The organism is Haloarcula sp. NS06 (assembly GCF_051122755.1).
Classification (GTDB): domain Archaea; phylum Halobacteriota; class Halobacteria; order Halobacteriales; family Haloarculaceae; genus Haloarcula.
Genome location: NZ_CP184842.1, coordinates 207,480 through 232,525, shown reverse-complemented (window position 1 = coordinate 232,525; position 25,046 = coordinate 207,480). Strand labels below are relative to the sequence as shown.

Below are 25,046 nucleotides of genomic sequence, written 5' to 3'. Positions count from 1 at the left end.
TGGCTGGCGAGGAGTGACAGCGGGGGGCGAGGGAATGGCCGATATCGTGCTCAGACTGCGAAGCCTGCGGCTTGCCGCAGGCAAGCAACAGAAACAGTACGCCTTCTCACCCGGCTTTTCGAAGGGAGTGACCGACCGCCCGGACGAACGTCCTGGCGGTCACGACTGGCGGCGACCTGATTTCTCGCTCCATGCCGATCTTCACCAGAAAGTCGGTGAGTCGCCAGAGGTTGTACAATAACGCCGCGAACGTGAAGTTGAACAACCGCACTCGGTAGTCTGTTGAGGAGGTCTTTGGAAGGTAAGACTGCACCGACTTGTACTGGTTTTCGATATCCCAGCGACGGCTGTAGCTGTTCGTCACGTGAGCGATCTCGTCGGGATCGACGTGATCGCGGTTAGTTACGAACACGGCATACTCACCGTCAGCGTCGTCACTGGTGGCTGGAACGTACAGATATTCTGCGGTATGGTCGACGTCCCCGTCTATCCCGACGGGGACGTCGTGGTTGACAGCGGCGTCTACCCCATCTTTGCTCTTGATGCGCTTGATTGCCTTGTAATCTGACTCGTATTTCCCCACTGGCATCGTGTACAACAGTCCACGACTGTTAATCTCTGCACGGACGTTTCTGGCGTAGAAGCCACGATCCAGTAGCACTTCGTCCAGATCGACGTACTGCTGGGCTCTCGAAAGCAGACGCGTAACGACGTCTGCTTTCGAGTCAGCGGGCGTCTCAGTTGGCTCCCAGTCTGAGTGTTCCTTGACGCCTTCAATCCCCAAAATGATCGGAACATCGTTCCCGACGATTGTGATCGTCGCGAACGTGTAGCCGTGCTTCAATTCACCGTCGTCGACGTACCCGCTTACCATCGGCGGGTACGTCGACTTCGGGATCTGTTCGTCCTTATCGATCCACGGCCAGACGTGGTAGGGGACGTGCGTGAAATCGACGGCCGCCACGACGTGGCGGTCGTCGAATGGATCTTCATACCGAATCGTCTGAAGAATATTCTCGGTCGCGGTGTCGAACGCGTCCATGAGATATTCGCGAAATACCTCGGTGAACGCGACGATATCCTCGATCTGTTGCTTTTGGAGTGGGACAGAGACTTCCTGATCAGCCGGCATTGCGAACTGCTTGATTACTCGGAGGAACGTCGAGTCGTCACAGGCATCGTTCTCGTCGAGAAACCAGCCAGCTTCACCCTCGGAGTGGGCACTTCCTTGGGTGAGACATGCCGAGGCGAACAGATCGAGGATCTGTTCGTCCTCGTAGACTCTGTTATCGGCCCTGTTGGAGTCGAACTCGCCGAAGGCGTGCCTTCGGGCGAGCTCGACGATCTTGTTCCCCTGCTTTCGAATGTGTTCGCGTGTTACGGTTGGTTCATTACCGTCTTCTTCGATATCGTCTTCATCTGGGATGATTGGTACTCGTGCTTCCAAGATGACGCCGCGGTCGACGGCTTCTTGTGCGATACCTGTAGCTGCCGCGTTGAGCGTCCGTTTGGTCTGTTGGCTGAACTGCGTCCACGCGTACGAGAGTGATTGCTGGCTCGGTGCCTTGTCCAAATCAAGCGTCTTCAGGAGTGATGGGCGATCTTCGAGGCGATCTGCGACCTCGCTCTGGGCGAGGTCGTAGATCTCCTGGTAGAGATACACCCGAGCCATCGGTTCAGTGCCGTTTGCGACCTTGTGTTGCTGGCGGTGGTCGGTAAGCCCGTCAACTGGAATCGAAACCTCTCCGAGGACACGCCAGAGATGATCCACGGTTTCACAGACTTCCCCAGCGTGATAGACGATCGCCCCCGCGAGCGCGGGGGCGTCGTCGTCACCTGCCGACATCTGCTCAGAAGTCATTGTAGTTCTGAGCCCGTCACCGAGAGGTTTCAAATCGTCACATTGGTCGCCAAATCGACTGGTTCAGATCTCTGTTGAACTCATAGCTGTCTCAGCAATCGATACCGCCACGCAAAGGAATTGTCAGCAGTCTAGTGGTTGGTAGAATTTGAGATCCCGAAAACGTGGGACATCAGTATTCGGATTCTATATAGCGATAAACACTTTATGACAATTTTTGCCAAATCACCGTAGAGCCATAAGTCTGGCACGCGTCTGCTGTGGCAACAGAATTATCAGGATTCAATGTGTTTACCTCAGTATGCCGAAATCGGCTGATTCAGATTCAGAACCCGGAAAGCACGAGGGTTCCCCCGGGATTGAGCGGACGAAGCCGTGGCACTCCGCCGACGACGTGCCCTGGACGCTACTCACCGAGGCCCAGCTCGCCGACGCCTACGAAGCCGTGGTCGTTCCGGCGCTCCGTCGCGACGACTTCGACCCCGAGACTGACCGCCCATCCTACGAGTGGCTCTCGAACAACGGCTTCCGCGGGCTCACGTACGCGCTGAAAGAGTACCACGACACGACGTTCGCCACGTTCTGGGAGAACACACTCGAGTACGACACCGAGTCCAGTGGGTACGACTGGGATATCGAACACGACGAAACACGGGAGTCCTTTCAGGAGTATCTCGACGCCAAGCAGTCTGCCGCGGACGACTGGACGGACAGCACCCGCGACACCATCCGATATCGACTTGCTCGCTACGCTCGGTCCTACCGAGAACGCCACGGCACCGACGATCTCCTCTCGCCCGTCACGGCGACAGCGACATCACCGAAACGGAAGCCGTCGACCGCTGCCGGGAGACGTTCGCGTACATGTCGAATGAGTACGCTGAGTCCACTATCGCACGTGTGCACGATGCGATCCGCATGTGGTATGGCTGGCTCGTGGAACGGCGTGTGGCGACGGTCAATCCCACCAACGGCGCAGAGGATTGGTTCTCGTGGACTCGTTCCTCGGACACTGACCCGGTCGCTCTCGAGCCCGAGCACGTCCGGGCGATGTTCGACGTGGCAATCACCAGCCGCGACCGGATGCTCGTCGTCGCACTCGCCGGGTGGGGCCTGCGGGCCGGCGAGGTAGCGGCGCTGCACCAGGACCAGCTCCATCTCGACGCCGAGGACCCCTACATCCAGTTCGACGAGCGAAAGAACGGGCCGGGCACCGTCGCCATCGTGTTCGGCGAAGATATCGCCCGGCGGCATCTTTCTCGGGTCAATGGCTATCTGTTCCCCTCGGAGCGCTCGAAAACCGGTCACGTCGACGGCACGACGATCGCCGGCTGGTTCCACGACCTCGCAGATACGGCCGGCATTCCCGAGGAGATCGACGGGGTCGCCCGGAAGCCACACATGGGTCGGCGGTTCTGGTACGACGCCTACTCGCGAACCACTGAGGATCTGCTGGCCCACGTCCAAGATATCGCCGACGAACAGGGGAGTGCCAGCGCGAAGGTGGTCTTTGAGGATTATCTGACCGACGAGCGAAAGCGCGAACTCCGGCGGGAGTTCATGCGGGAGAAATTAAGTACGGCGTTCGATAGCGATTGGCGCGATTGATGGAATCCTTGCGTAGATTGCACTGCATGGGCTGATTCTCATCTATGGGTGTGTCTCACAAGGTGGGCTCAAACTGCAGGCGACCCTCAGATATTTTCGATTGTTGGCTGATCAATAATACATGGAAGTGACAAATAGAGTGAAAGAAGCGATTAAACAGACCCGACTTGCCAAGCAGGAAGTGGACGACTCCACCGTGCCTAAGGAGCTTGAAAACGCTCTGGAAGCGCTAGAGGACGCGTCGGAGACACTCGAAGACGACGATTGATATAACCGTTGCAGGCGGTAGTTACGTTACCCACCGGCCGACGACTCGTGGAATGTCCGCCCGGACCGAAATTCGGTCAGTTCGGCGATCCGGTCTTCCAGTTCTTCAATTTCGGTGCGGAGTTCGTCAGCTTCGTCGCCCTCGGTCGCCTCAAGTTGATCTTTCAGTCCTTGCAGGCGCGTCTCTTTCTCTTGTTCGTCGACGTCGGCCTTACGAACGTATTCGCTCGGTTCAATGTCGTACACGTCGGACTCGGACAGTTCTGTCACCTCGAGTGCTTCATCAACCTTGCTGGAATCAACCGTCGTCAACCGTTCGCGTTCGATGCCGGCGGATTTGAAGGCGTTCAACACCAGTTCGGCATCTTTGAGCGACCGGTTCCGACGCGTGGTCCGCTGAACGGACCCAAACTGCCCAGAAACCGGCTGGTCGTGATGCAGGCGGTCAAGCAAGACACTGCGAACGTCTTTCCTGAGGTCGTTTGCATTGCGCTGGACGTCCGAGAGCAGGGTGTAGATATTCACCAGCGCGGGCGTTTCGACAGCTTCCAGCGAACCGACATCATGGCGCTCAAGTCCGTCGATCAGCAGTAATGCATCTGCATATACGTCTAAATCTGGTTCCTCACGCTCTGTCGTATCAGGTTCCTCACTACCACTTCGAGCTTCCACCAGTGGAGACCCCGTAGACTGTTCGCTTTCGGTCAGTGTCCCTGCCCGATCGTCCACCTCGAAGCGTGGATGAAGGGATAATACAGTTGCATAGGGCTCAGCATCCGGCGGCAGGCGGTCAATATCGAACTTTCCCGGGATTCGCTCACGCGTTCGTATAGCGTCTCAAATTGGTCTTTTTGAAGCGGAATCGTCTCGTTGTCGTCTCGGTACTGAATCAGCACTCGGTATTCCTGCACATCCTCGATGCCGAAGGCTTTGCGTGACAGTGGGGTAACAAGGGTTGCATTAGACTGGAGTGCGTCAATGTTGTCACGGAGATTGTTCCACGTTGGTCCGAATGTCATGTCTAAGAGTATGTGATGACCGGAGAAAACGATAGGGAACGTGGCTCAGTACATGCTCACCGAACTACAGAACGACTTCCAGCGGAGGTATTCAAAACGGGACTACTCTGGCGCAACGACATCCTCACACGTCGGACACTCCGCCCAAATGCCTTCTGTCCCATCGTCTCGTTCGTATTCAACCAGCACCCACGCAGTCGTGATGCGCTCATCGCAGTTTGGACAGCGACCGAGACTTTGCGTGTCATCAGGCATGGAACGGGGATGGAAGGAGCGTGTGACAGTGTTTCTTCCATCTAAGACTCAACTGGCGCCGAGGAAAAGTGTTTGCCAGATTTCAGAATGAACGTATATACTGGAACTCTACGTCACACTGCATCTCTCGGGTGCTGGCGCTGCTGTCACCAGTGAGGAACAGCGCCTCTCAGGACCGGTATCGTTAGTTGTCTAAACAATCAGCACACCGGCCAGCGCTTGGAAACGATGGTTCTCCACACTCTATGCACGCATCAACTGCGGCGTGGCTCTCTGAACCCGACTCAAGGTACTGTTTGACCGTTTTCCACACCCGTTGAATCATACCTATAATACTGTTCTCAAGGCGTATAAACCCACTATTCGAGGAGCTTGTCGATAGTGCTATGGAGTACTATGTATCATGACTGCTCCTGTGAGATCGGGGTGTGGGATAGTCGGTTAGCCGATCGGTCTGTGTGTCTCTGTAGTAGCTCTCGCGATGGTTGCATCTGGCAGAACCGGTGGGTCATTCTGGCAGGGTCAGCTCAGTAGCCAGAGCACGACGGTCCCGAAAGCGAGAATCGGAAGCAGGTACTGGCGGACCAGGGCAACCGGCGCGAGGACCGTTGCCCGAAATGTATGATAGACACGTCGAGCCGTCGCCGTGAATCCGTATTGACTCTCCTCGGTGTGGGCTGGTAGTGTATCATGCTGTCTGGCCTTGACCGAGCTATCGACGGCCACGTCGGGGCTGGACTCGAACTCGGGATCAGGCGTTGTTCCGAAGGTCTGGGTTTCTGTGCCGTCCAGTGCATCCCAGTCTGTCGGTGAACTAGGCTGGCGATCTGACTCAACGACCAGGTCGAAGGTGGTTGGAGTCTACTCGCGGTAGTCGTCGAGATTCTGCGTATGAACTGTTCCGGTAATGGCCCTCCGTCGATTACCGATCGTCATTTGGATGCCGCATCGTTATTTGACCCACTGCAGCGCATCAATCGGTTATCTAAAATCTGCGTACTAATTCCAATCGAGCATCATGAATTGTAATGCTGCTTTTCATAACTTTTTACTTCAGAGAATCCTCTGTTTCCGGCATGCCAGACATCGATACTGAACGAAAGCATGCGATTCCCGATTCAGTCCTCAATCACTTGACCGCTGCCTATGACCATGCCGAGGACGATGAGACACTGTATCACATCCGGGAAGCGCTTCAAATATCCAAAAGTGAAATTGAGGCAACTGGTAACGTCAATGAGACATTGCTTGAGTAGGCTTTGCGGGGACACTCACATCGGGCGGTCCATTGATGACTACAAAAATTACTAACTGTCCTGCCCAGTAGAGCAACCGAATAATTCTGTCATATGGCTCGTGACTTTGGTCTCTGGGGCGACCGGAGCTGCGCCGCTGTGTCTCTGGCTATATTCGCACTCGAGTAGCAACGAATGTGGGACCGATTGAAGCCATACAGCCTGTTGAACCGGATAGAACTCATATCAGGGAAGGGATTTATGATGGTGTGAGTGACAACCCTTCATGAGTCGATAGTATGATTGGAAGTCAGGTTTCAGACGACAATCCACCAGAGCAGGGATGGGCCTCCGATGAGCAAGAAATTGCCACTCTCGTTGAGGATCTTATTATTTCGGATGGAATCCCTGCTGAGGTAACAGACAAAGCGAAGAAGCTACACGATTCTGGTCATTCCCATGATGCACTCAAAACGATCCTCGAATCACTGGATTGATTGGGTGATTCTGGCGTGTAATAAAAGACTCATACTTCCGGTGCGGTTCTCGATGACTGGACAATACAGTCTGTGAAGGGCAAGGAACCGGCCCAATTGGGGGGACTACACTTCTATTGGGTTGTCAGAGGCTACCTTACCCATGTACCGCTACTCGCGCTACTGAATGAATCCCTACTGTCACCCAGATAATAACAGTGACGCCATTCAAATGATGAGAAGAGAATCAGTGTGCACTTGGACCAGCCACAGCACTCAGCTGCCCACACGAACAACTGACCACCCGTATACTGAAGCGGTTGGTACAGAAGACTCACCAACTGGCCCAGATTTCAGCGTCGGCAACTCTTCTCGAGGTTGCGTACGATCTGTATAAAATTCTCCCCTCATTCTCAATGCTGATTTTGTTGTTTCCGGTAGCTGGGTGTCTGTTAGTTCTCTCTAATTCGGTACTACAAGGACCGCTCCAGGCATTTCACTTAGTCAGAGGCTGAACAAAATAGACACCCAAAAGCGGCCCAAACGTCCATATAGGTTGGTATTCGATATTACGAGATACAAGCATGTGTGGATTTAGTGGGGCCACAACAGGAAATCACCATCAGTATCGCGAGGCCCTTCTCAAACTGACGACAGACGAAGATATCATTTCTGGAAATATAGGCCCTAGTATTCAGACTATCACTGAGATCGCCGCCGCCGTCCTGAATGTTCCCCGGGTTAATATTTGGCTCTTCAACGAGGATAGGACCCACCTCCGCTGTATTGACCAGCTTGATACTCAGACAGAGACCCATTCAAATGGCCAGGAGTTATCCGTCTCCGTATGTCCAGCGTACATCAACGCGCTTCAATCATCCCGAATCATTGACGCTACCGATGTGTCTTCTGATTCTCGTACTGCAGAACTCTACGAACAGTATTTCGAGTCACATGATATCGGCGCCCTCCTTGACGCCACGATTCGATCAGAAGGAGAGGTTATTGGCGTCATCTGTCACGAGCACATTGGCGGACCTCGAAAATGGACTGACCAAGAAATCCAGTTCGCTGGCGATATCGCCGACGTGATTCATCGGGCCTTCCGAAACTGGGAGAGCCGTCACCAACGTCAGCAGCTCCAATTCAGACAATCACTGCTTAATTCCCAACACGAGACCGTCCCGTATGGCGTTATAGTAATTAGCAACAATGGCGAAGTCCTGTCGTACAACGACCGGTTTCGAAACTTCTGGGGGTTGTCTGACAACGCACTTGAGCGAGAAATCACCGAATCTCTTTTCGAGCAGATACTGCCTCAGCTGGCGTCACCAGAGACGTTAGCTGACCGTATTGACCAGTTCCAGACCCATCCACACGAGGTTGACGATGGGGAACTCACTTTGTCTGATGGGCGGGTTGTAGAGTGGTATTCTGCGCCGGTTGTTGCTGACGATGATGAGTACTTTGGCCGCCTCTGGATGACTCGCGACATCACAGAGCGAAAAGAACGCCAACGGGAACTCGAACGAAAAAACCGGGCTATCGAAACGGCCCCGATTGGGATCACACTCTCCGACCCAGCACAACCGGACAATCCAGTTACCTACGTTAACAAGCGGTTCACAGACCTCACTGGGTATGCTGAAACAGACGTACTGGGACGGAACTGTCGGTTTCTACAAGGGGAGCAGACAGCGCCGGAACCAGTTGCAGAAATACGAGCAGCCATTCGACGCGGAGCGACCAGTAACGGCTGAGTTACAAAACTATCGCAAGGATGGGACACCGTTCTGGAACCGCGTCACGATTGCACCAGTGTATGACGACGATGGAGCGTTGTCGAATTACGTTGGTTTTCAGCAGGACGTCACTGACCGGAAAGAAGCGACACGGCAGCTTCGCGTGTTGCATCGTGTGTTACGGCATAATCTCTTGAATCGGCTGACAGTGATTCGAGGCTATGTCGATTCGTTAGTGGAGTCGCTGGCCGATGATGTCCCAGACGCTGTCGAGGGCATTCAGAACGAGATCGACCAACTGGAGGCGGTAATCAAGAAACACCGGAAGATCGTCGGTTTGCTGGATGAAGCACCAGAGCCCCGGACGTATACAGTTGATGAGATAGTCACACCTGCTGTTAGCACTGTTAGAAACGACTGACCCTGACGCAGATATCCGGATTGACACATGTGAGGAACAGGTCGAAGCCATCCCAGTAATCGATATCGCAATCGAGGAGTTGCTTCTGAATGCGATAGTCCATACTGATACCCAGCCAGCGAGAGTACAAATCACAAGTGAGGTACACAATGGATTTGTCGAGATTAGTCTCGCGGATAACGGACCTGGACTACCAGCCGAGGAGATCGCAATTCTCCTCGGAACGCAAGACGTAGAGCCGTTGAAACACGGGAAAGGGTTAGGATTGTGGCTTGTCTATTTAATCGTCTTTTTGTCCGGCGGGATGATCAACGTCGAGGACGCGGAAGGCCAAGGGACTGTTATTTGTATTAAATTACCACGGGTAGAGGCGTCTTCATCAGCGCTTGACTAACTGAATCGTTGAATCTGCTCGGTCGCTTCTGCTACCACTGGCTGCTCAGCGGATCCCCAACACATCTCTTTTGAGGATCGCACTGGCGAGATGGCCTGTTGCATTGGCTTACGAGTACATGTCGTATACGAATGTTTATTCACCAACTTTTAACAGGCAGGGAAATATCGCTTCAGTCGGATATGACAAAAGCGCTCAAAGCAAGCGGCTTCCTCGGACTTGCAACGATGATGGTAGTTGGACTGTACCAGTTCATTCTGCTCTCAGGTGGCACCGGTGTTCCAAGTTGGATGATCGGCGGGCACGCCCACCTCGGAGTGATTTCCATTCTTGCAATTGTCATGGGGTTTGCTGTGCCCGCTATTGGCGTCACAGGGCAACTCCGTACCGCTGTGACAGTCCTGTTCATCGCCGGACAGTGGGGGATTCCGGGTGTCGTCTGGATCGGTGAGGGTGCGGGGCTGACCTTCCTGATGCCAACCGCATTTCTGGGGCCTCGCGCTGATCGCCTCCATGCTAATCATGCTGTACAAGACACTCACTCAGGACCCAACCGCGCCAGGTGGTGGTGCCTCTCCGGCCTCTCTGGCTGACGACTGACCATTCAATAGCGAATCCTGAGTTCGGATCATAGACTTATTACAGATATAGTATCATTTTATTCCGACTACTTGAGAAAAGCCACTAACGGTTATTGCTGGTCTGTGGGTCTATGAGACCATGGCATCTCAGGAAGTCCAACTTCGAAGCACAGTCGCAGGATTCACAGCGGAAGGGAAACTCCACACACTGAGCGTTTGGTTCATTGTTGCGTTACGGCTGATGATGGGGATAGCGTTCTTCCAGAGTGGGTTCGATAAAGTGTTGTCAGGGAGTTTTAGCGCAGCAGGATATCTCCAGAATGCACCCCCGTCAAATGGAAGTCCCGTGGCTGACCTCTTCGTTTCAATGGGAAGCACGCCATGGTTCGTAGATTTCGTTAACGTTGCCGTTCCATGGGGAGAGGTGCTTATCGGCCTGGGCCTCATATTCGGTGTTCTGACACGCCTCGCTGCGTTCTGGGGCGCATTTATGATGCTGATGTTCTATCTGGGGAACTGGGACATTGCCCACGGCTACATCAACGGGGATTTTGCGTATATGCTTGTCTTCCTCTCAGTCGCCGCCTTCGGTGCTGGCCGTATTCTCGGTCTCGACCAGTACATCGAACAATACGAAATCGGTGGGCAACCGCTTGTTGAACGGTATCCATGGGCCCGATACTTCCTTGGCTAACATTTTCTCGTCCACTTCCGTGCCAACGATGAATTAATTGGCAGTGCTGAATCCGCATGCTTACTGAGCGGTGGTTTCAGAAGCGTACCTGAGCAATAACTGTATCCAGAAATTGGAGTGGGAGTTGGCTAACCAACAGTGACAGGTATTGGTCAGCTATTGTTGGTTAAGATTCCGCTGGCCTACACTGTCGCCGCTACATGCTGATACTCGGCTTGCGACGGTGTCAGCTGTAACGTCGATCCAGCCAATGCCAGCTCCCGCAGTACTTCTGGCGGAACCAAATCAGCACCTCGAAGTACGGCATCAAGCGCCCATTTACCGAACTGACTCGCACTCGGCGCAAGCACGCCGACGGATTCAGTAGCCACCTCGTCACGAATAACCCTCGCGCCCCGTCGGACACGTCGCCGTTCTTCCACGGTGCAGCTCACGCCTCAACCCCTCGCACAAGATCGCCGACCAACGACCCGCCGACATGGGCCCAACGTCCCAGCCGCGCTCCGAGCGCGTGTAGTTGCACCATTGCGAGAGCGTCTAAGGCGTTGTTGCTGCTAGCTCGATTGTCTCTGAGCTGCCGTCACCTGCGACAACAGCCACAGCAAACGCATTGCTATTTCAGTAGTGGGCTGCACCCGCACTGTCGACGCGGCGAAAGAGGGGTCGGCCCTAGGTCAGTCGTTCATGGGTGAGGTGGACAGTACATACCGCTACGGGTGTCCTGTGCATCTATTCACTGCAATCCGGAAGGAACACGCCACGGCTTACACCGTTTGCCATCTCCACTGTGTTGTTAATTCATACCACACTTATATGCCACCCTTGTCAAGTCTAAATGTCTATGATTGAGATGGGGGAGCGGATCCGTGTACTTCACATTGATGATGAACCAGATTTTGCGGAGACAACGGCCGCGCTCCTCGAGTCCGAAGATAGTCGATTTGATATCGAAACAGTCAACAGTGTCAGTGATGGGCTAACTCGCATTGCTGATGGCAGGTTCGATTGCATTGTCTCTGACTACGATTTGGGCGACCGGACAGGTATTGAATTACTCAAGGAGGTCCGCACTGAGTATCCAGAACTCCCATTTATTCTCTTTACAGGCAAAGGGTCGGAGGAAATCGCCAGTCAGGCTTTCAGCGCGGGTGCGACCGATTATCTCCAAAAGAAAGGCGGGACAGGTCAGTATGAGCTACTCGCCAATCGAATCCAGAACACGGTCAAGCAGTATCAAACTACCCGCGCTCAGCAATGGCTCGTTGACCTCGTAGAAAACACTGATCGGGTCATTTTCAGTTTTACCGCCGACTGGGACGACGTGCTGTTCATGAGTAGCTCCTACGAGGAAGTCTGGGGACGCACAATCGCTACCCTCAAGTCGGCACCGACAGATTTCCTGCAAGGTATCCACCCCGATGACCGTGAGAAGGTACGAAAGGCGATGGACAGCGTTTCCGAGGGAACGCAGTTGGATATCGAATTTCGTGTCAATCCAGACGAGGACTATGGACGATGGGTCCGGGCACACATGGAACCAATCGGTACCGGGACAGAGACTGAGAATCGAATTGGTGGCTTCGCGGCTGATATCACCGAGCATCGTCGGCGTCAAAACCGCCACAAACGGCAGCGTGAAACCCTTCTCAAGTTGGCAACGGATGACGCGGTGACGAGTGGCGACTTCCAGACTGCGGTCCAGCGGATCACTGAAGCTGCGGCACACGTCTTGGAGGTCCCTCGGGTAAATGTCTGGCTCGTCGATGATGCTGGAGACACAGAGGTGTTGAAATGTACCGATCACTACGAGACCCAAACCGACAGCCACGAACAGGGCCCGGTCCTGGTCTGTGAAGACTATCCAGCGTATCTCCGGGCTTTAGAATCGCATCAGGCAATTGATGCTGTTGATGCTCTTGCAGACCCTCGAACGGCGGAGTTACACGACTATCTCACCGACAACGACATCGGCGCACTGTTGGACGGAACCCTGCGTTCGGAGGGTGATGTTATCGGCGTTGTCTGTCACGAGCACGTCGGCGAAACCCGAGAATGGACGGACGATGAGATCGATTTTCCTGAGTGATATCGCCGATCTCGTCCACCGAGCGCTTCGAAACCGTGAACGAAGGGAGCGTGAAGAAGAGCTGAAACAGTATCGTAGCTACATTGACCGTGTTTTCGATACAATTGATGATGTGTTCTTTGTCCTAACCGAGGACGGTAGTTTGATCCGGTGGAATGACACCTTCACCAAGGTAACCGGATACACAGATTCGGAAATCGAATCAATGGACCCGGTTGACTTCATGACCGAGGCTGATCGGGATGAAACAGTTGCAGCAATAGAGCAAGTGATTGACGAGGGGCATGCTCAACTTGAAGCATCGGTTGTAACTAAAGACGGAACCACGATTCCATACGAGTTCGTCGCAAACCGTGTCAATCATCCCGACGGCACGACCCGTATTGTCGGCATTGGCCGAGATATCAGCGCACGTCTCGAACGTGAGCAGAAACTCAAACGCATCCGTGAACAAATGGCGTTTGCGTTGGATATTACGGATTCAATACTCTGGGCAATTGATCTTGAAACAGAGAAATCGACCGATTATGGTCCGACTGAACGCGTGTTTGGGGCGGAGCCGGAGGGAATCGACGACTTCATCGCGAACGTCGTCCACCCTGATGACCGGGAAACGGTATCGAAGGTATTCGCAGAAATCAGGGAGCGCAAAACCGAAGAATTCAATGTAGAATTTCGAACGGTTCCGTCTCCTGATGAGACGAGATGGGTCCTCTCCATAGGATACATCCGGAATGACGAGACGCAGGAACCGGACAGACTGGTCGGTCTTGCGACGGATGTGACCGAGCGACGGAAACGCGAACGCGAACTCCAGCGGCAGAACGACAGGTTAGAAGAGTTTACCAGTGTTGTCTCACATGACCTTCGGAATCCGTTGAGTGTGGCGGAAGGCCGCTTGCGGCTGGCCCAGGTGGACTGCGATAGTGAGCATCTCGATGACGTAGAGACGGCGCTTGCCCGTATCGATACGTTAGTTACCGATCTTCTGACACTGGCACGGGAAGGAGAAGAAGCTGGTGGACAGGATATACTCAATCTCGGCGAAGTTGCACGCACCTGTTGGAAGACAGTCGAGACAGCAGATGCAACACTTGAAATCGAACTCGATCATCAGGTCCGTGCGGACAGAAGCCGCCTCCGGCAGCTTTTCGAGAACTGTTATCGAAATGCCGTCGAGCATGGTGGTGAGGCGGTAACGATAACTGTCGGCCATCTCGACGGTGGCTTTTATATTGAGGATGACGGACCTGGAATCCCCGAAGGAGACAACGAAGAGGTGTTCAAAGCCGGCCATTCAACGAACACAGAGGGAACCGGCTTCGGGCTGAGTATCATACAACAGGTTGTTGAGGCCCATGACTGGAATATACGCGCAATCACTGGTTCGGCGGGTGGGGCTCGCTTCGAGATTACTGGTGTCAAATTCAGCGATAAGTAATATTCCCCATGCGGCAAACGGCGGTGGTTCCCTACACTGTCGGTACCCGGACAGCCTGTCGCCGAGTTCGAGGTCAGTCAAATATCGGACCAGCCACCTCAGCGGCTCACACCTTGGTCGACCGTCCGTGTACTGAAATGATCAGTACAGGGAACCCAGATATTATGATGTTGGAACTTGACAACTCAAGCACATAAATGCCAAACAGACTGAAAGAAGCGATAAAACAGATTCAAATTGTCAAGGAAGAAGTAGACGACCCCGAAGTTTCTGCGGAGTTGGAGCAGGCACTGGAAGCGCTTAAAAACGCGGTAGAGTCACTTGAAGACAACGAGTGATTCGTATCATCAGGGGATTCTGACTGGATCGGCCATGTTCAATTCGCACGCTTACTGAGCGGTGGTTTCAGGGGTACTTGAGCAACAAACGATGGTCAGAATGCGGATTGAGAGTTGGCTAACCAACAATTGTGGGCGTAAGTCGCCGCTTGTTGGTTAGTACTCCGCTGTTCTACACTGTCGCTGCTACGTGCTGACACCCGTCTGTGGCGGCATTATCCGTACTAGATCTGGTGAACCCTATCGCAGTACCTTGCTCAGCACGTTAGATGAGATGTCCGAGAGAGTCAGCTTCGTGAGCCAATTTTGACTGCTCCGGTGACGTGCCTGAGTGCTTTCCAGAAAACGACTCCGGTGAGACGGCCTGTTGCATTGCCGTGAGCTTCGACCGCAGTTGGCCACTTGTCGAGCGCACCAACTCATCGTCTGGCCAGGAATGGACTTCGGGCCCGTCGAAGCGCGTTGCGACTTGCTGGACTGTATTCAACTGTTCGAGGGCGTACTCGACCCAGTACTGATGGCTGTCTTGCATCTGCTGGAGTTCGTCTATCGCTTGCCAGCGGGTCATCAACAGAATATCGCAATTCGAACGAAACGATCACCGCGACATCCACGCCATCGTCGAAACTATTGAGAAGCCCATTGTCGCGACGACGAGCGTGATCTTCGCGAGGAGTTCGTACTGGTCGCTGTTCATGCTCCCTCCATGGCGTCGACGACGGATTGAGCGGGCGGTGCAATCGGTGTGGACCGTCGTCCGTGGTCCGGTAGTGGCGTACACTGGATCGACGCTCACGAGCGACAGCGATGGCTCTCATGTCCTGTCGCTCGGATTTACTTCCTAGTGTGAGCGTTTCCACCACTGCCACATGCACCAGACTACCTACGTGAGTAACACTATATTCCCCATTCCGCGGCGTTTGCGTTCGACGAGATCACGGGCCTCCAGACTGTCGAGCGTGCGGCTGACCGTCGCTTTCGAGAGGTCCGTTCGGTCGCCAATCTCACTCTGAGGCAGGACGCCATCGGCGTCAAGCACCGTCTGATAAACTAGTCTTTCATTGCTCGCGAGTCGTTCCGAGGTGGTCTCCCATTCCCGTCGACGAGCCTGCAGCAACTCGTTCGCTAGCGTCGTCGGGCTGCTGGGCCGGTGGATCTGAGCGTTTGGTGTCCGCTGTGGCCACCGCTGACGAACCAGCGCCGCTGAGCAGCACTGTCGCGCTCGCTCCCGCAGCACACGCCCCGACCGCGATGACGACCGCGTCACCGAGGGAGAACTGCCAGCTACTGATTCCAATACGCTCACCACCAGCCACGACGGTCGGGGTCGCCTGCAGGAACTGTGTGACGAGGATAGCGGTAGCGATGACGAGAAGCCCAGCTGCGAGTACCTCGGATCGTGGGCGGGAGCGGAGCTGTCTCATCGGGCACCCCTGTCGAGTCGAACGAGCGAGTCGACGGTCTCGGTACGAAGGTTGACCACGACACTGTACTCGGTCCCGGAGTCAGGTGGTGTCACGACGACGAGCACGCGGTCGCTGCTCCATTGCGGCTCGCGTCGCTCGAAGATCACGGTGTCGTCGTGCTGTCGGACGGTGAACGCAGACGCGTTGGGGGCGACCACCGCCTGCAGGGACGCGTTCGGAGTGGCTCCGAGCACTGCTGCGCGGTCGCTGGAGAGCTGTGTCGGAATCCGACGAACGGTGTATGCAGCGCTGTCTGCCGCCGGGATGTCGCCGCCGACTGTCTCGACGGATGTGACGATTTGCTGTGCTCGGACACGCATTTGCGTACCGACTGCTGGCGGCTCACGGTCGACCGTTCGGACGACGTACTGACTGTCACTGTGGCTGATCTCGATTCGGGACACCGTGTGCACGTCTTCGACCAGTTCGTGCCGCTGTCCGCTATCAATCGTGGCGATGAGTGTGTCGTCCTCGACGGCGAACTCGTGGGTGTCGTCGGGGACGATGCCACTGACACTGCCAAATACTGCGAGGCTGCTCCCGAGGACGATCAGCGAGAGGACCAGCACCAGTCTGGAGGGAGGGACTGGGGACATGGTTGATTCTCGAAACATCGGTGATATGAACCTGATGGTTTTCATCAGTTTCAGCGTGTGAAACGCCGGTGAAACGCGTTTCATTCGTGTTCCACAGCTGTTTCCAACGGTACTTTACAAGGACTTTCTTGTAAGCCACGACCACAGCAGTCGGACGACCGTATGCAGTCGACCGCGGCTCTAGCTCGACGCTGGCCGGGGTCGCCCTGCGGGTCCCCGCCCGACTGGTGTCAGAGTAACCAATGCACCCGAATCAATCCACATGGAGCGAAAATCATGCAACGTGACTACAGACTCGCGATGTACGCCCTCGGCATCTCGACCGTGTTGTTAATCGCCAGTGGCGCGACCGTCATCGCAGGCGCGAGCCAATCTGATGGGATCGACGGCCCGATCAACGAGACGGCCGACGCCCCGGCCAATGAGACGGTCGACATGCGACTGGACACGGACCAGCAGATCAACGTAACGGCGACCCGGACCAACGACAGTGAGTACACCTTCCAGCAAGCGCAACGCACATGCAGCGGTGCCCTTCGCCTCGACAGTCCCGAGCGCAACAGCACCCGCCATCAGGTCAGAGACGTGACCGTCACACTTGTCACCCACCACGATGGTGCGACAGTCGACGCAATCGGTCGCCAGCGGCTTGCCGAACTCGCCGTCGACGAGACGAGCGACCGCGCAGGGCTCGGTGAATACAGCCACCTCGAAGTACAGGTCAATCAGTACTACGAGTCCACAGAGCGAGTGGAACCGCTGGACGTTGCCGGGATTCACGTCCGACCTGTCGACGACTGCCTCCCGTCGGTTCGGGGGACGGTCAACCGAACCAACGAGACGGTCGACGTGCGAACTGTCCGGCCAGACGTCGACGAGGTAAATCTGAACTTCGTCGACGAGGTCGGCGTGCTCGAACAAGATGACCGAGAACTGATAGAGCATCTTGTCGTGGCCGACGGACAGACGAGCTACAACGTTCGGACACATCTGGACGCAACGACGCTGGAAGCGACAGTCACGGAAGCGACCGCCGATGGCGCCGTCGATATCGAACTCCAGCGGCCCGACGGAAACGGGAGTTCGGTCATGCTGACGGTCGATCTCGACGCGGAGACCGTTACCCACACCTGGGTCGAACTCCAGATAGCTGAAGAGAACATCGAAATGGCCGACGGAGACGGTCAGGCCGAAGCCGAAAACACATCCGAACAGACTGATAGCGTCGCTATCGACCTCGACGAGTCGACCGTAACAGTGGTGAACAACACGAGCGGATAACGGCCTCTCTACACTATCGCACGGACGTTCGACTCTCTGGTAGCGACTGGGGTCACGTGGCTTGTAGCGGTTTTTGGGGACGGCTATAAATAACCCACACTGCTGATGGCTGAGTCGTCGTATAGCGGTCTCGGTGACGCCGGGGTGTTTTGGTTAGCTACCCAACTGACACCCGTCATATCACCACGACATCCACGCCATCGTCGAGACCGTCGAGAAGCCGAGAAAGAGTGTGCGGCCCTGGGTGAGTAGTTCACGAGCGGGACGGTCAGTATAGCACAGGTATGTAGTAGTCTATCGGGATTCCAGTCGATGGATAGTGAGTTATCCGACGGTTTGTCATTTGATGCGGTGATGTTGTCCGCGGAGAATCAGTATTGCACCAGTAATTCCCAGCAGCCACTGGAGTACGACGACTGTGAGGCTTCGCTCTGTCCCCCGATGTTCTTGAACCACGGTCGGATAGACGACGTAGTAGCTGTTGTCGGCCTGAACGAGTTCGTGAGCACCTGAGAGTTCGTCGGATGTTTCGTAGGAGCCTGTTTCGATCGCGGTTCGGACGCCTTTGTTAGTACTTTCCAGAGGGATTGCGATATATCTGAGTGCTTCCTCTTGTGAGACGGCCTCAAGTCCGTACCAGACAGTCCCGTTTGGACGCTCCTCGCTAACGGGCTGGAAGAACCCTTCTTCCCTGATATGGACATAACTGTATTCGTTGTTAATGAAATGTTTCGTTGGTCCATCGTACGTGATACCCCCGTTGGTATGGATAGCTCGCTCAAGAACACAGGAACGACTCGGTTCATCACCAAAACACGCCACATCGGAGTCGAGGGGAACGGGATGGGTTGAGAACGTGTAGGTGCCGTTCGCGGAGAACGAGACTTCACTGGCCTCGTATCGATACCTGTCTGGGTCACCGATGTCAAACGCGCCCACGACTAGCGGGTTCAGAAGCAAGATGAAGCCGACGACGATTGTGACCTCACCGCGGTATCGCGTGACAGAGGACCAATCCATAAGAAATCCTGTTCATCACTTAACTGAAAAGCCTACGGATGAAGCGGATCTATCCAGTATTCAGAAAGGAGTCGTGTATGGGATCGCAGAACTCAAAAATACAACCTGAATTCAGTCATCCGAAACTATAGATCTGCATGCTTACTGAACTGTAATTTCAGGAGAGTTCCCGAGAAACAAACGATGGTCAGAATGCGGATTGCAGAGTTGGCTAACCAACAGCCATGGCCAGTATTCCTCACTTGTTGGTTAGTGCTCCGCTGTTCTACACTGTCGCCGCCACGTGCTCATACCTCGCCTGCGACGGCGTCGGCTGTAACGTCAACCCGGCCAACGCTAACTCCCTGAGCACTTCCGGCGGCACACCCTCCGCGTTCCGAAGCCCGGCGTCGAGCGTCCATGCACCATACTGACTCGCACTCGGTGCGAGCACATCAACCGACTCAGTAGCCACTTCCTCACGAATCGCCCGCGCTGCCCGCCGAACCCGCTTGCGCTCTTCGACAGTGCAGCTCACGCCTCAACACCTCGCACCAGATCGCCGACGACAGCAAGAGGGGGGCGTATGAGTGGCCCCTACTTGACTAGGGGTATGAGGTCATGGTGTGGGATCAGCAGTTGGCGGTGCCAATGAGAGAATACAATCAATATAACTACATATAAAGTTGACACTTCTTCACCCTATACATGTTGAGGATTCTTTTAAGCGGCTGTAGTGGTGGATGTCGGTAGGCTTATTTTCTTCGTAAAGTGACAACGTAGCATGGATTCGGGCCAAGTGATCGCAATTGTGTTGGCAATCCTTATGTTGCTTTCTGGGTGCTCGGGACTTGGCGGAATAGGGCAAAACGAGCCAACCCAGCCAGAGTCGACTGAGGTATACGAGAATCCGTCCGAAGAACCGGCACCCGATACCGAAATCAATGCTGCCACATCGACAGTAACACCAACATCGGTAGACTCCGATGATGACGGGCTGAATGACCGGCGTGAAGCCGAACTCGGAACGGACCCAAACAAGGCTGATACAGACGGTGACGGTCTCAATGATCATCGTGAGGTGACTGAACTCAAAACAGATCCAACCTCGGCTGATACCGATAATGATGGGCTTGCTGATGCCGCCGAACTGAAGCGCGACACCGACCCACGTAACCGCGATACAGACAACGATGGACTCGCTGATGGTGCTGAGATCGAGTACGGTACTGACCCATCCGTTCGGGATACCGATGGCGACAATCTCCTTGATGGCTGGGAGGTCCACAGCGACGTCTATCCAGACGCGAATCCACTGCACAAGGATGTCTACGTCGAGATTGACTACATGAAGAGCTACTCGCTTCCTGACGAGGAGCGGGCGCTAATCAAGTCCAAGTTTGCCGACGCACCGGTGTCGAATCCGAATGGAACGAACGGAATCGACCTCCATCTCATTAGGAGTGAGCAGGTTCCCTACACTCGTACGCTTGGAGGTATGCAGACAGACGAATACGAAGAAAAGTATTTTGACCACAACGGGCAAGCATACCATTACGCGATTTTGGTTGACCGGAGTTCACTCTCAGGGTCTGTCGATGGTGGCGGCGCTGTGGGTATAATGCACGTTTCGGGGACCGTCGACGACACACGCATGGGGACCACGTTCATACACGAACTTGGGCACTCGTTAGGTCTGGTACCTGATGTATACAATGGCATTGACAGTACCGACGTTCCGTTCGACGAATACCCGAGTGTATTGAACTACAACTCTCCCTCGGATCACTATAGCTACTCCTCAGAAGCCGCCTCCGACGCTGGCTTCGACGACTGGGAGTATATCGAGAAGAAAATGTACACTCCACCAACTCGGCTCATGCCGGGCCCTAATGCGCTGGATCAATGCGTTGCCGTTTCGTTCGCAGGCGGAGATGGGTCCGCTAGCGATCCGTACCAGATCGAGACACTCCGCCAGCTTGAGTGCATCGGCGTCGACTCTGATGCTAATTATGAACTCGTCTCGGATATTGACGCAACGTGGCGAACTGGGTTCGACCCGACACTACGGTTCTCCGGAACTCTCGATGGAAACGGCCACACAGTTCGTGGACTTACTGTCCATCGGTCGGGCAGCGCCGGTGGGGTCGTCAAGACACTCAATGGCGGAACGATCAAGCGACTCCACCTCCGCAATGTCTCCGTCCGTGGACAGGACAATGTCGGGGGCGTAGCCAGCACCTCAAGTGGCACGATCACGCAGGTCACTGTTACAGGGAGTGTTCGCGGAGAGCGGCGTGTTGGCGGTGTCGCTGGCGTTGTTGCCGAGCCGAATGCCAACTACCGGGTTGGCGAGATATCCGCCGTCGAAGTGAATGCCACAGTTGTTGGTGAATACAACGTTGGCGGTCTCGCCGGCAACAGTATTGGAAATCTGACAAACTCAGCAGTCTTTGGTAGCGTCCGTGGCGAATCGGAAGTCGGCGGACTGGTCGGAACGAACTATGCACCCGGTCGGGTCGCTTCCTCGTTTAGTGCCGCGACTGTTAGCGGCGAAGAGCGTGTGGGTGGCGCTGTCGGTCGAAACTACGAGAATGGCCCGGTTGAGGATGTCTACTGGAACGCTGACGCCGCTGGTCAGTCAGCGTCGGCCGGCAGCCCCACGTCAAACGGGCTTTCCGCAGACGAGATGACTGGAGAAGCCGCCACAGAGAATATGTCTGGATTCGATTTTGGCGGGCCATGGGTTACAACCGACGACTATCCCGTGCCTGACTGGCTATCTGAACGGGTCACACCGGAGATGCATACTAGCCCGTTTTGAACTTACTCGCACCGTCGTGGGACCTGCATCAGACAAGACCCAGCGCGGGGTCATGCTCTCTCAGGAGTTCATCTCGGTCATCGCGACCCATGCGAAACACACACAATTGGGAAGAAGTAGAGATATCGCTACCCGGCTCGAGCCGTCGCCACGACGTGTTGATGCCCGTTCTGGGCGGGCGTCGGCTGCAACGTCAACCCGGCCAGCGCCAGCTCTCGGAGGACCTCAGGCGGGACACCGCTGGTCCGCAGCACAGCGTCGAGCGTCCAGGCGTCGTATTCCGAGCGGACGGGTGGCGTCGTCTCCACCAGAACGGTCGGCACGGTTTCACGGAGGGTGCGGACAGCATGCTGGACGCGCTTCCGGTTCTCGACCATGCAGCGGACTGAGCTCACGCCTCAACACCTTGGACAAGATCGCCGACGAGCAACCTACCGACGTGCGGGCCAACATCCCAGCCACGCTCCCCACGCGTGTATTCACACCACTCCGAGAGCGTCTCGAATGATGTCTCTGCCAGCTCAACTTTCTCTGCCTCACCGTCAGCCGCCACAACAGCCACGGCAAACTCGTAGCTATCCCAGTAATGCGCTGCCCCCTCGCCGTCGACGCCGAGAAACAGCGGTCGGCCTTGGGTGAGTAGTTCGCGAGCGGGGCGCTCAGTACAGACCAAGCATCGACTACTCACAGGTGACCGGTATGAGGCAGGACGTTTCTATGTATAGGCTGGTATATGAAGTGAAATGATACTACCGGTGGGTTCAGCATCGTTAAATTGGATATCGCCATCCAATCGAGACATGATTCGTTTGACTAACCACAGCCCCATCCCACTGCTGTGTGTCAACGAATCGATGCTGTCTTCCCCTGAAATCACGCTTCGTTCTTCCGGTGGGAGTCCAGGCCCGTTATCTATAACTTTGAGTTCAACCATTGTCGCGTGTTTCGTTGCCGTTATCCTCACCTGTGCTGGCGTGTCGCCAGTATGTACAATCGCGTTCTCGACGAGTTCTTCGATGCCCCGTTGTAACTCAGGGATCAATAGTAGCTGTATGTCCGCCGGAACTTCGACTGTAATCTCAACGTCTGGATATTCCGTCATCACTCGTTTGACAGCGGTATCCACAACATCGGCGAGGTTGAGGTGGGTTGGATCCGATGGGTCTAAAAGAAGTTCAACAATTTCGCGCTGCTTATCAGTTTGCTCAAGGATGCGATCAGCTACTTTTTCAATCGTCATGGCTAATTCTACTACTTGATCTGAGTCCTGATCTTGAAGCATCTCCGCGTGCCCCAGAACCACGGTCAACTCGTTATAAAGTGTATGCCGTAGCATCCGATCAAGGGACGCAATATGTTGTTCCCGTTCGATCTGTTCGGTGAGATCATACATCGTCGCAACGATCCCCTCAACATGACCAGCGTTGTCTTTGAGCGGAAAATATCGGATCTCAAACGTGCGGTCTGCTCGTGTCGGCCGTGTTCGTGTCATCCGGTATTGGACTCTCTCGCCGTCGAACGCTTGCTGCAAGTATGGTTCGACTGTCTCGTAGATATCCGAGCCGATGCCGTCGCCGAGCGTCATCTCGGTCAGCGACTCGGTATCGAGACCGTGGAAGTCGCGGTATGCCTCGTTGGCAAATAGATACTGATTGTCTTCATCGATTGCGGCGATCAACTCCTCGGCATCTTCAATCGCAGATTCGTACTGACGAAGCTTGAACTCTCGCTCCTTGCGGTCAGAGATATCCTGCTGGACGGCGACATACGCCTCGACTTCACCATTGTCGTCAGTTAATGGTGCAATCGTCTGGTGCGCATAGTACACCTCACCTGATTTTCGTTGGTCTTGAATCTCTTCTTCCCAGACGTCTCCACTGGAGATTGTCGACCACAATCGCTCGTAGTACTCGTTGGACATCTCGTCAGATTTGAGTATACGCGGGGTCTGGCCAACGACCTCATCGCTTTCGTAGCCGGTGGCCCGCTCAAAGGCTGGATTTACGTACGTGATGGTACCGTCCGGATCGGTCATATAGATTGAGTGGCCCGCTGATTCGACCGCTCGCTGGAACCGACGAAGCATCTGCTGGTACTCGACGCGTTCAGTCATGTCCTCTTGGAACCCGATGTAGTTTGTGACCTCGCCCGTAGCGTCGGTAACCGGCGCAATTGTCACGCGGTTCCAGAACTCTGTTCCATTTTTGCGGTAGTTCTGCAGTTCCACAGTCACGGGTTCTTCAGCGTCGATGGCCGCACGCATCTCGGCGACTGGGCTAGGATCGGTGTTCTCACCTTGGAGAAATCGAATATTTTGACCGACTACATTCTCTTCCTGATAGCCGGTCAATTCTGAGAACTTGTTGTTCGCGTAGACGAGCGGATTGTCCGGTTGGTTGGCGTCAGCTATCGTGATACCGATGGGCGCTTCGTCGATGGCCCGGTTCGTGAGGTGCAGTTCTTTCTGTTGACCAACATCCCGAAGAATGAGGATGACCGCCGGTGCTTCAGCCCACATCACTCTGGCTGCGGTAATCGCAACTGGGGTATGTACCCCATCGGCAGCGATGAGTTTCCCGTTACAGTGGTCGAGAGTCCGAGAACCAGACTGTACTGCATCAAGGAAATAACTGAGAGAAGTGCCGTCGTCTGGGAGGAGAATGTCCGCTATGGAGTCGTTTGATATCTGACCGCGGTCGCCGCCGTAGATGTCAGTTACTCCACTATCGTTGAGATACGCTATTTCACCATCCCGAACGATTCCAATAATGTCGTGTGCAGCGTTGAGGAGTGTTTTAGCTCGGGCCTCCGTATCGACGATATCACGCTGGTTGCGGTGGTATCTGACTGCATCGGTAATGAGCGTCGCGATACGCTCCCACTGATTTTCATGGCGTTCTTTGACCATATAGTCGGTGACGCCGGCAGAAATGGCACGACCGGCGACCGCTTCGCTCCCCTCGTTTGTAAATAGCATAAACGGCAGTGTCGGAGCCTGTGCACGGACTGCTTCAAGAAACGCGATGCTATCCGTATCTGGCAGGTCGTAATCACTGACGATGCAATCAACCCGTGTCTCCCTCCCCAAGATATCAATAGCCTCTCCGACCGACATTGCGGAGATGACCCGGATATCACCTTGGTCTGGAAGCACACGTTCACAGGCGGCGGCAAATTCGCGTCAGCCGTAACTGTCAGAACATAAATTAGTTCCACGATTCTATATACTACCAAACCTCTGTCCATCAATCAAGTTGGCTATTCCCCCTTTGGTATCTCTGAGCGTGTCATAGAGATATTCTTACGGGATTTTCCATCTATATTCGACTGAATCACCGACTCGGTAAGCACACTTACTGAGTAGTTTTTCAGGAGAGTACCCGAGCAACAAACGACGTTCAAAATGTAGATTGGTAGTTGGCTAACCAACAGTGTGGGTATCGGTCAGCTATTGTTGGTTAG

At 54.7% G+C, this 25,046-nt stretch carries 25 protein-coding genes and 3 pseudogenes; 14 read left to right on the top strand and 14 right to left on the bottom strand.

All coding sequences use genetic code 11. The features are described from left to right. Window positions 1-106: 106 nt before the first annotated feature. Window positions 107-1,846: a transposase gene (locus tag ACODNH_RS02135; protein ID WP_434530228.1), complete on the bottom strand. Its 1,740-nt coding sequence runs from the start codon at window positions 1,844-1,846 to the stop codon at window positions 107-109. Between the two features lie 316 nt (window positions 1,847-2,162). On the opposite strand from ACODNH_RS02135, the pseudogene ACODNH_RS02130 reads away from it, so the two are divergent. Both ACODNH_RS02130 and ACODNH_RS02125 read left to right on the top strand, forming a co-directional pair. Beyond that, window positions 2,163-3,469, top strand: a pseudogene (locus tag ACODNH_RS02130) (tyrosine-type recombinase/integrase). Window positions 3,470-3,590: 121 nt separating this feature from the next. Further along, complete coding sequence (locus ACODNH_RS02125; protein ID WP_434530076.1) at window positions 3,591-3,737, top strand: hypothetical protein; 147 nt, start codon at window positions 3,591-3,593, stop codon at window positions 3,735-3,737. A gap of 26 nt (window positions 3,738-3,763) precedes the next feature. Here ACODNH_RS02125 and ACODNH_RS02120 read toward each other — a convergent pair. The 3 genes and pseudogenes from ACODNH_RS02120 to ACODNH_RS02110 all read right to left on the bottom strand — a co-directional run bounded on the left by ACODNH_RS02120 (window position 3,764) and on the right by ACODNH_RS02110 (window position 5,736). Continuing rightward, window positions 3,764-4,755 (bottom strand): annotated as a pseudogene (locus ACODNH_RS02120) (hypothetical protein). 102 nt (window positions 4,756-4,857) lie between these two features. Further along, window positions 4,858-5,010, bottom strand: a complete 153-nt coding sequence (locus ACODNH_RS02115) for a hypothetical protein (RefSeq protein WP_434530075.1) — start codon at window positions 5,008-5,010, stop codon at window positions 4,858-4,860. A 522-nt stretch (window positions 5,011-5,532) separates the two neighbouring features. Further along, window positions 5,533-5,736 (bottom strand): hypothetical protein, encoded by a 204-nt coding sequence (locus ACODNH_RS02110; RefSeq protein WP_434530074.1) that lies wholly within the window; start codon window positions 5,734-5,736, stop codon window positions 5,533-5,535. A 350-nt stretch (window positions 5,737-6,086) separates the two neighbouring features. On the opposite strand from ACODNH_RS02110, the gene ACODNH_RS02105 reads away from it, so the two are divergent. The 7 genes from ACODNH_RS02105 to ACODNH_RS02075 all read left to right on the top strand — a co-directional run bounded on the left by ACODNH_RS02105 (window position 6,087) and on the right by ACODNH_RS02075 (window position 10,553). Continuing rightward, window positions 6,087-6,266: a hypothetical protein gene (locus tag ACODNH_RS02105; RefSeq protein ID WP_434530073.1), complete on the top strand. Its 180-nt coding sequence runs from the start codon at window positions 6,087-6,089 to the stop codon at window positions 6,264-6,266. A 278-nt stretch (window positions 6,267-6,544) separates the two neighbouring features. Then, the gene (locus ACODNH_RS02100) at window positions 6,545-6,742 is read left to right on the top strand and encodes a hypothetical protein (RefSeq protein ID WP_434530072.1); all 198 of its coding nucleotides are present in this window, start codon (window positions 6,545-6,547) and stop codon (window positions 6,740-6,742) included. Between the two features lie 563 nt (window positions 6,743-7,305). Then, on the top strand, window positions 7,306-8,481 hold the full coding sequence (locus ACODNH_RS02095; protein WP_434530071.1) for a GAF domain-containing protein: 1,176 nt from the start codon (window positions 7,306-7,308) through the stop codon (window positions 8,479-8,481). Further along, on the top strand, window positions 8,363-8,884 hold the full coding sequence (locus ACODNH_RS02090) for a PAS domain-containing protein (protein ID WP_434530070.1): 522 nt from the start codon (window positions 8,363-8,365) through the stop codon (window positions 8,882-8,884). Before ACODNH_RS02095 ends, ACODNH_RS02090 begins: the two co-directional genes overlap by 119 nt. Window positions 8,885-8,963: 79 nt before the next feature. Further along, the gene (locus ACODNH_RS02085; RefSeq protein ID WP_434530069.1) at window positions 8,964-9,278 is read left to right on the top strand and encodes an ATP-binding protein; all 315 of its coding nucleotides are present in this window, start codon (window positions 8,964-8,966) and stop codon (window positions 9,276-9,278) included. Window positions 9,279-9,460: 182 nt separating this feature from the next. Beyond that, entirely contained in the window at window positions 9,461-9,871 is a 411-nt protein-coding gene (locus tag ACODNH_RS02080; RefSeq protein WP_434530068.1) for a hypothetical protein, read from the top strand. 127 nt (window positions 9,872-9,998) lie between these two features. Next, entirely contained in the window at window positions 9,999-10,553 is a 555-nt protein-coding gene (locus ACODNH_RS02075) for a DoxX family protein (RefSeq protein ID WP_434530067.1), read from the top strand. 182 nt (window positions 10,554-10,735) lie between these two features. Here ACODNH_RS02075 and ACODNH_RS02070 read toward each other — a convergent pair whose 3' ends face one another. Further along, window positions 10,736-10,987: a hypothetical protein gene (locus tag ACODNH_RS02070; RefSeq protein WP_434530066.1), complete on the bottom strand. Its 252-nt coding sequence runs from the start codon at window positions 10,985-10,987 to the stop codon at window positions 10,736-10,738. 407 nt (window positions 10,988-11,394) lie between these two features. Between ACODNH_RS02070 and ACODNH_RS02065 the strand changes: the two genes are divergently transcribed. From ACODNH_RS02065 to ACODNH_RS02055, 3 genes are all read left to right on the top strand, one after another. Next, on the top strand, window positions 11,395-12,639 hold the full coding sequence (locus ACODNH_RS02065; protein WP_434530065.1) for a response regulator: 1,245 nt from the start codon (window positions 11,395-11,397) through the stop codon (window positions 12,637-12,639). Further along, entirely contained in the window at window positions 12,617-14,080 is a 1,464-nt protein-coding gene (locus tag ACODNH_RS02060) for a PAS domain S-box protein (RefSeq protein ID WP_434530064.1), read from the top strand. Before ACODNH_RS02065 ends, ACODNH_RS02060 begins: the two co-directional genes overlap by 23 nt. Window positions 14,081-14,277: 197 nt before the next feature. Continuing rightward, entirely contained in the window at window positions 14,278-14,418 is a 141-nt protein-coding gene (locus ACODNH_RS02055) for a hypothetical protein (RefSeq protein WP_434530063.1), read from the top strand. 265 nt (window positions 14,419-14,683) lie between these two features. On the opposite strand, the pseudogene ACODNH_RS02050 reads toward ACODNH_RS02055, so the two are convergent. The 4 genes and pseudogenes from ACODNH_RS02050 to ACODNH_RS02035 all read right to left on the bottom strand — a co-directional run. Continuing rightward, window positions 14,684-14,968: pseudogene (locus ACODNH_RS02050) on the bottom strand (radical SAM domain-containing protein); the annotation flags it as partial. Between the two features lie 333 nt (window positions 14,969-15,301). Next, a complete protein-coding gene (locus ACODNH_RS02045) occupies window positions 15,302-15,457 on the bottom strand; it encodes a helix-turn-helix transcriptional regulator (protein WP_434530062.1) in 156 nt (51 codons plus the stop codon). Window positions 15,458-15,476: 19 nt separating this feature from the next. Further along, the gene (locus ACODNH_RS02040) at window positions 15,477-15,842 is read right to left on the bottom strand and encodes a hypothetical protein (RefSeq protein ID WP_434530061.1); all 366 of its coding nucleotides are present in this window, start codon (window positions 15,840-15,842) and stop codon (window positions 15,477-15,479) included. Then, window positions 15,839-16,480 carry a hypothetical protein gene (locus ACODNH_RS02035; protein WP_434530060.1) on the bottom strand — a complete coding sequence of 214 codons (642 nt, stop codon included), beginning with the start codon at window positions 16,478-16,480 and terminating at the stop codon, window positions 15,839-15,841. The genes ACODNH_RS02040 and ACODNH_RS02035 overlap by 4 nt, the downstream gene beginning before the upstream one ends. Window positions 16,481-16,756: 276 nt before the next feature. Here ACODNH_RS02035 and ACODNH_RS02030 point away from each other — a divergent pair, with 276 nt between their 5' ends. Next, the gene (locus ACODNH_RS02030; RefSeq protein ID WP_434530059.1) at window positions 16,757-17,761 is read left to right on the top strand and encodes a hypothetical protein; all 1,005 of its coding nucleotides are present in this window, start codon (window positions 16,757-16,759) and stop codon (window positions 17,759-17,761) included. 339 nt (window positions 17,762-18,100) lie between these two features. Here the strand turns inward: ACODNH_RS02030 and ACODNH_RS02025 are convergent, their stop codons facing one another. After that, a complete protein-coding gene (locus tag ACODNH_RS02025) occupies window positions 18,101-18,781 on the bottom strand; it encodes a hypothetical protein (RefSeq protein WP_434530058.1) in 681 nt (226 codons plus the stop codon). Between the two features lie 265 nt (window positions 18,782-19,046). Further along, a complete protein-coding gene (locus tag ACODNH_RS02020; protein ID WP_434530057.1) occupies window positions 19,047-19,298 on the bottom strand; it encodes a hypothetical protein in 252 nt (83 codons plus the stop codon). A 246-nt stretch (window positions 19,299-19,544) separates the two neighbouring features. Here ACODNH_RS02020 and ACODNH_RS02015 point away from each other — a divergent pair, with 246 nt between their 5' ends. Beyond that, a complete protein-coding gene (locus tag ACODNH_RS02015; RefSeq protein ID WP_434530056.1) occupies window positions 19,545-21,584 on the top strand; it encodes a hypothetical protein in 2,040 nt (679 codons plus the stop codon). Between the two features lie 128 nt (window positions 21,585-21,712). Here the strand turns inward: ACODNH_RS02015 and ACODNH_RS02010 are convergent, their stop codons facing one another. From ACODNH_RS02010 to ACODNH_RS02000, 3 genes are read right to left on the bottom strand one after another with little or no spacing between them, the layout of a single operon-like run. Further along, window positions 21,713-21,961, bottom strand: coding sequence for a hypothetical protein (locus ACODNH_RS02010; protein WP_434530055.1), 249 nt, complete (start codon window positions 21,959-21,961; stop codon window positions 21,713-21,715). 14 nt (window positions 21,962-21,975) lie between these two features. Next, entirely contained in the window at window positions 21,976-22,272 is a 297-nt protein-coding gene (locus tag ACODNH_RS02005) for a hypothetical protein (protein ID WP_434530054.1), read from the bottom strand. A 27-nt stretch (window positions 22,273-22,299) separates the two neighbouring features. Further along, a complete protein-coding gene (locus ACODNH_RS02000) occupies window positions 22,300-24,738 on the bottom strand; it encodes a PAS domain S-box protein (protein ID WP_434530053.1) in 2,439 nt (812 codons plus the stop codon). Window positions 24,739-25,046 lie beyond the last annotated feature (308 nt).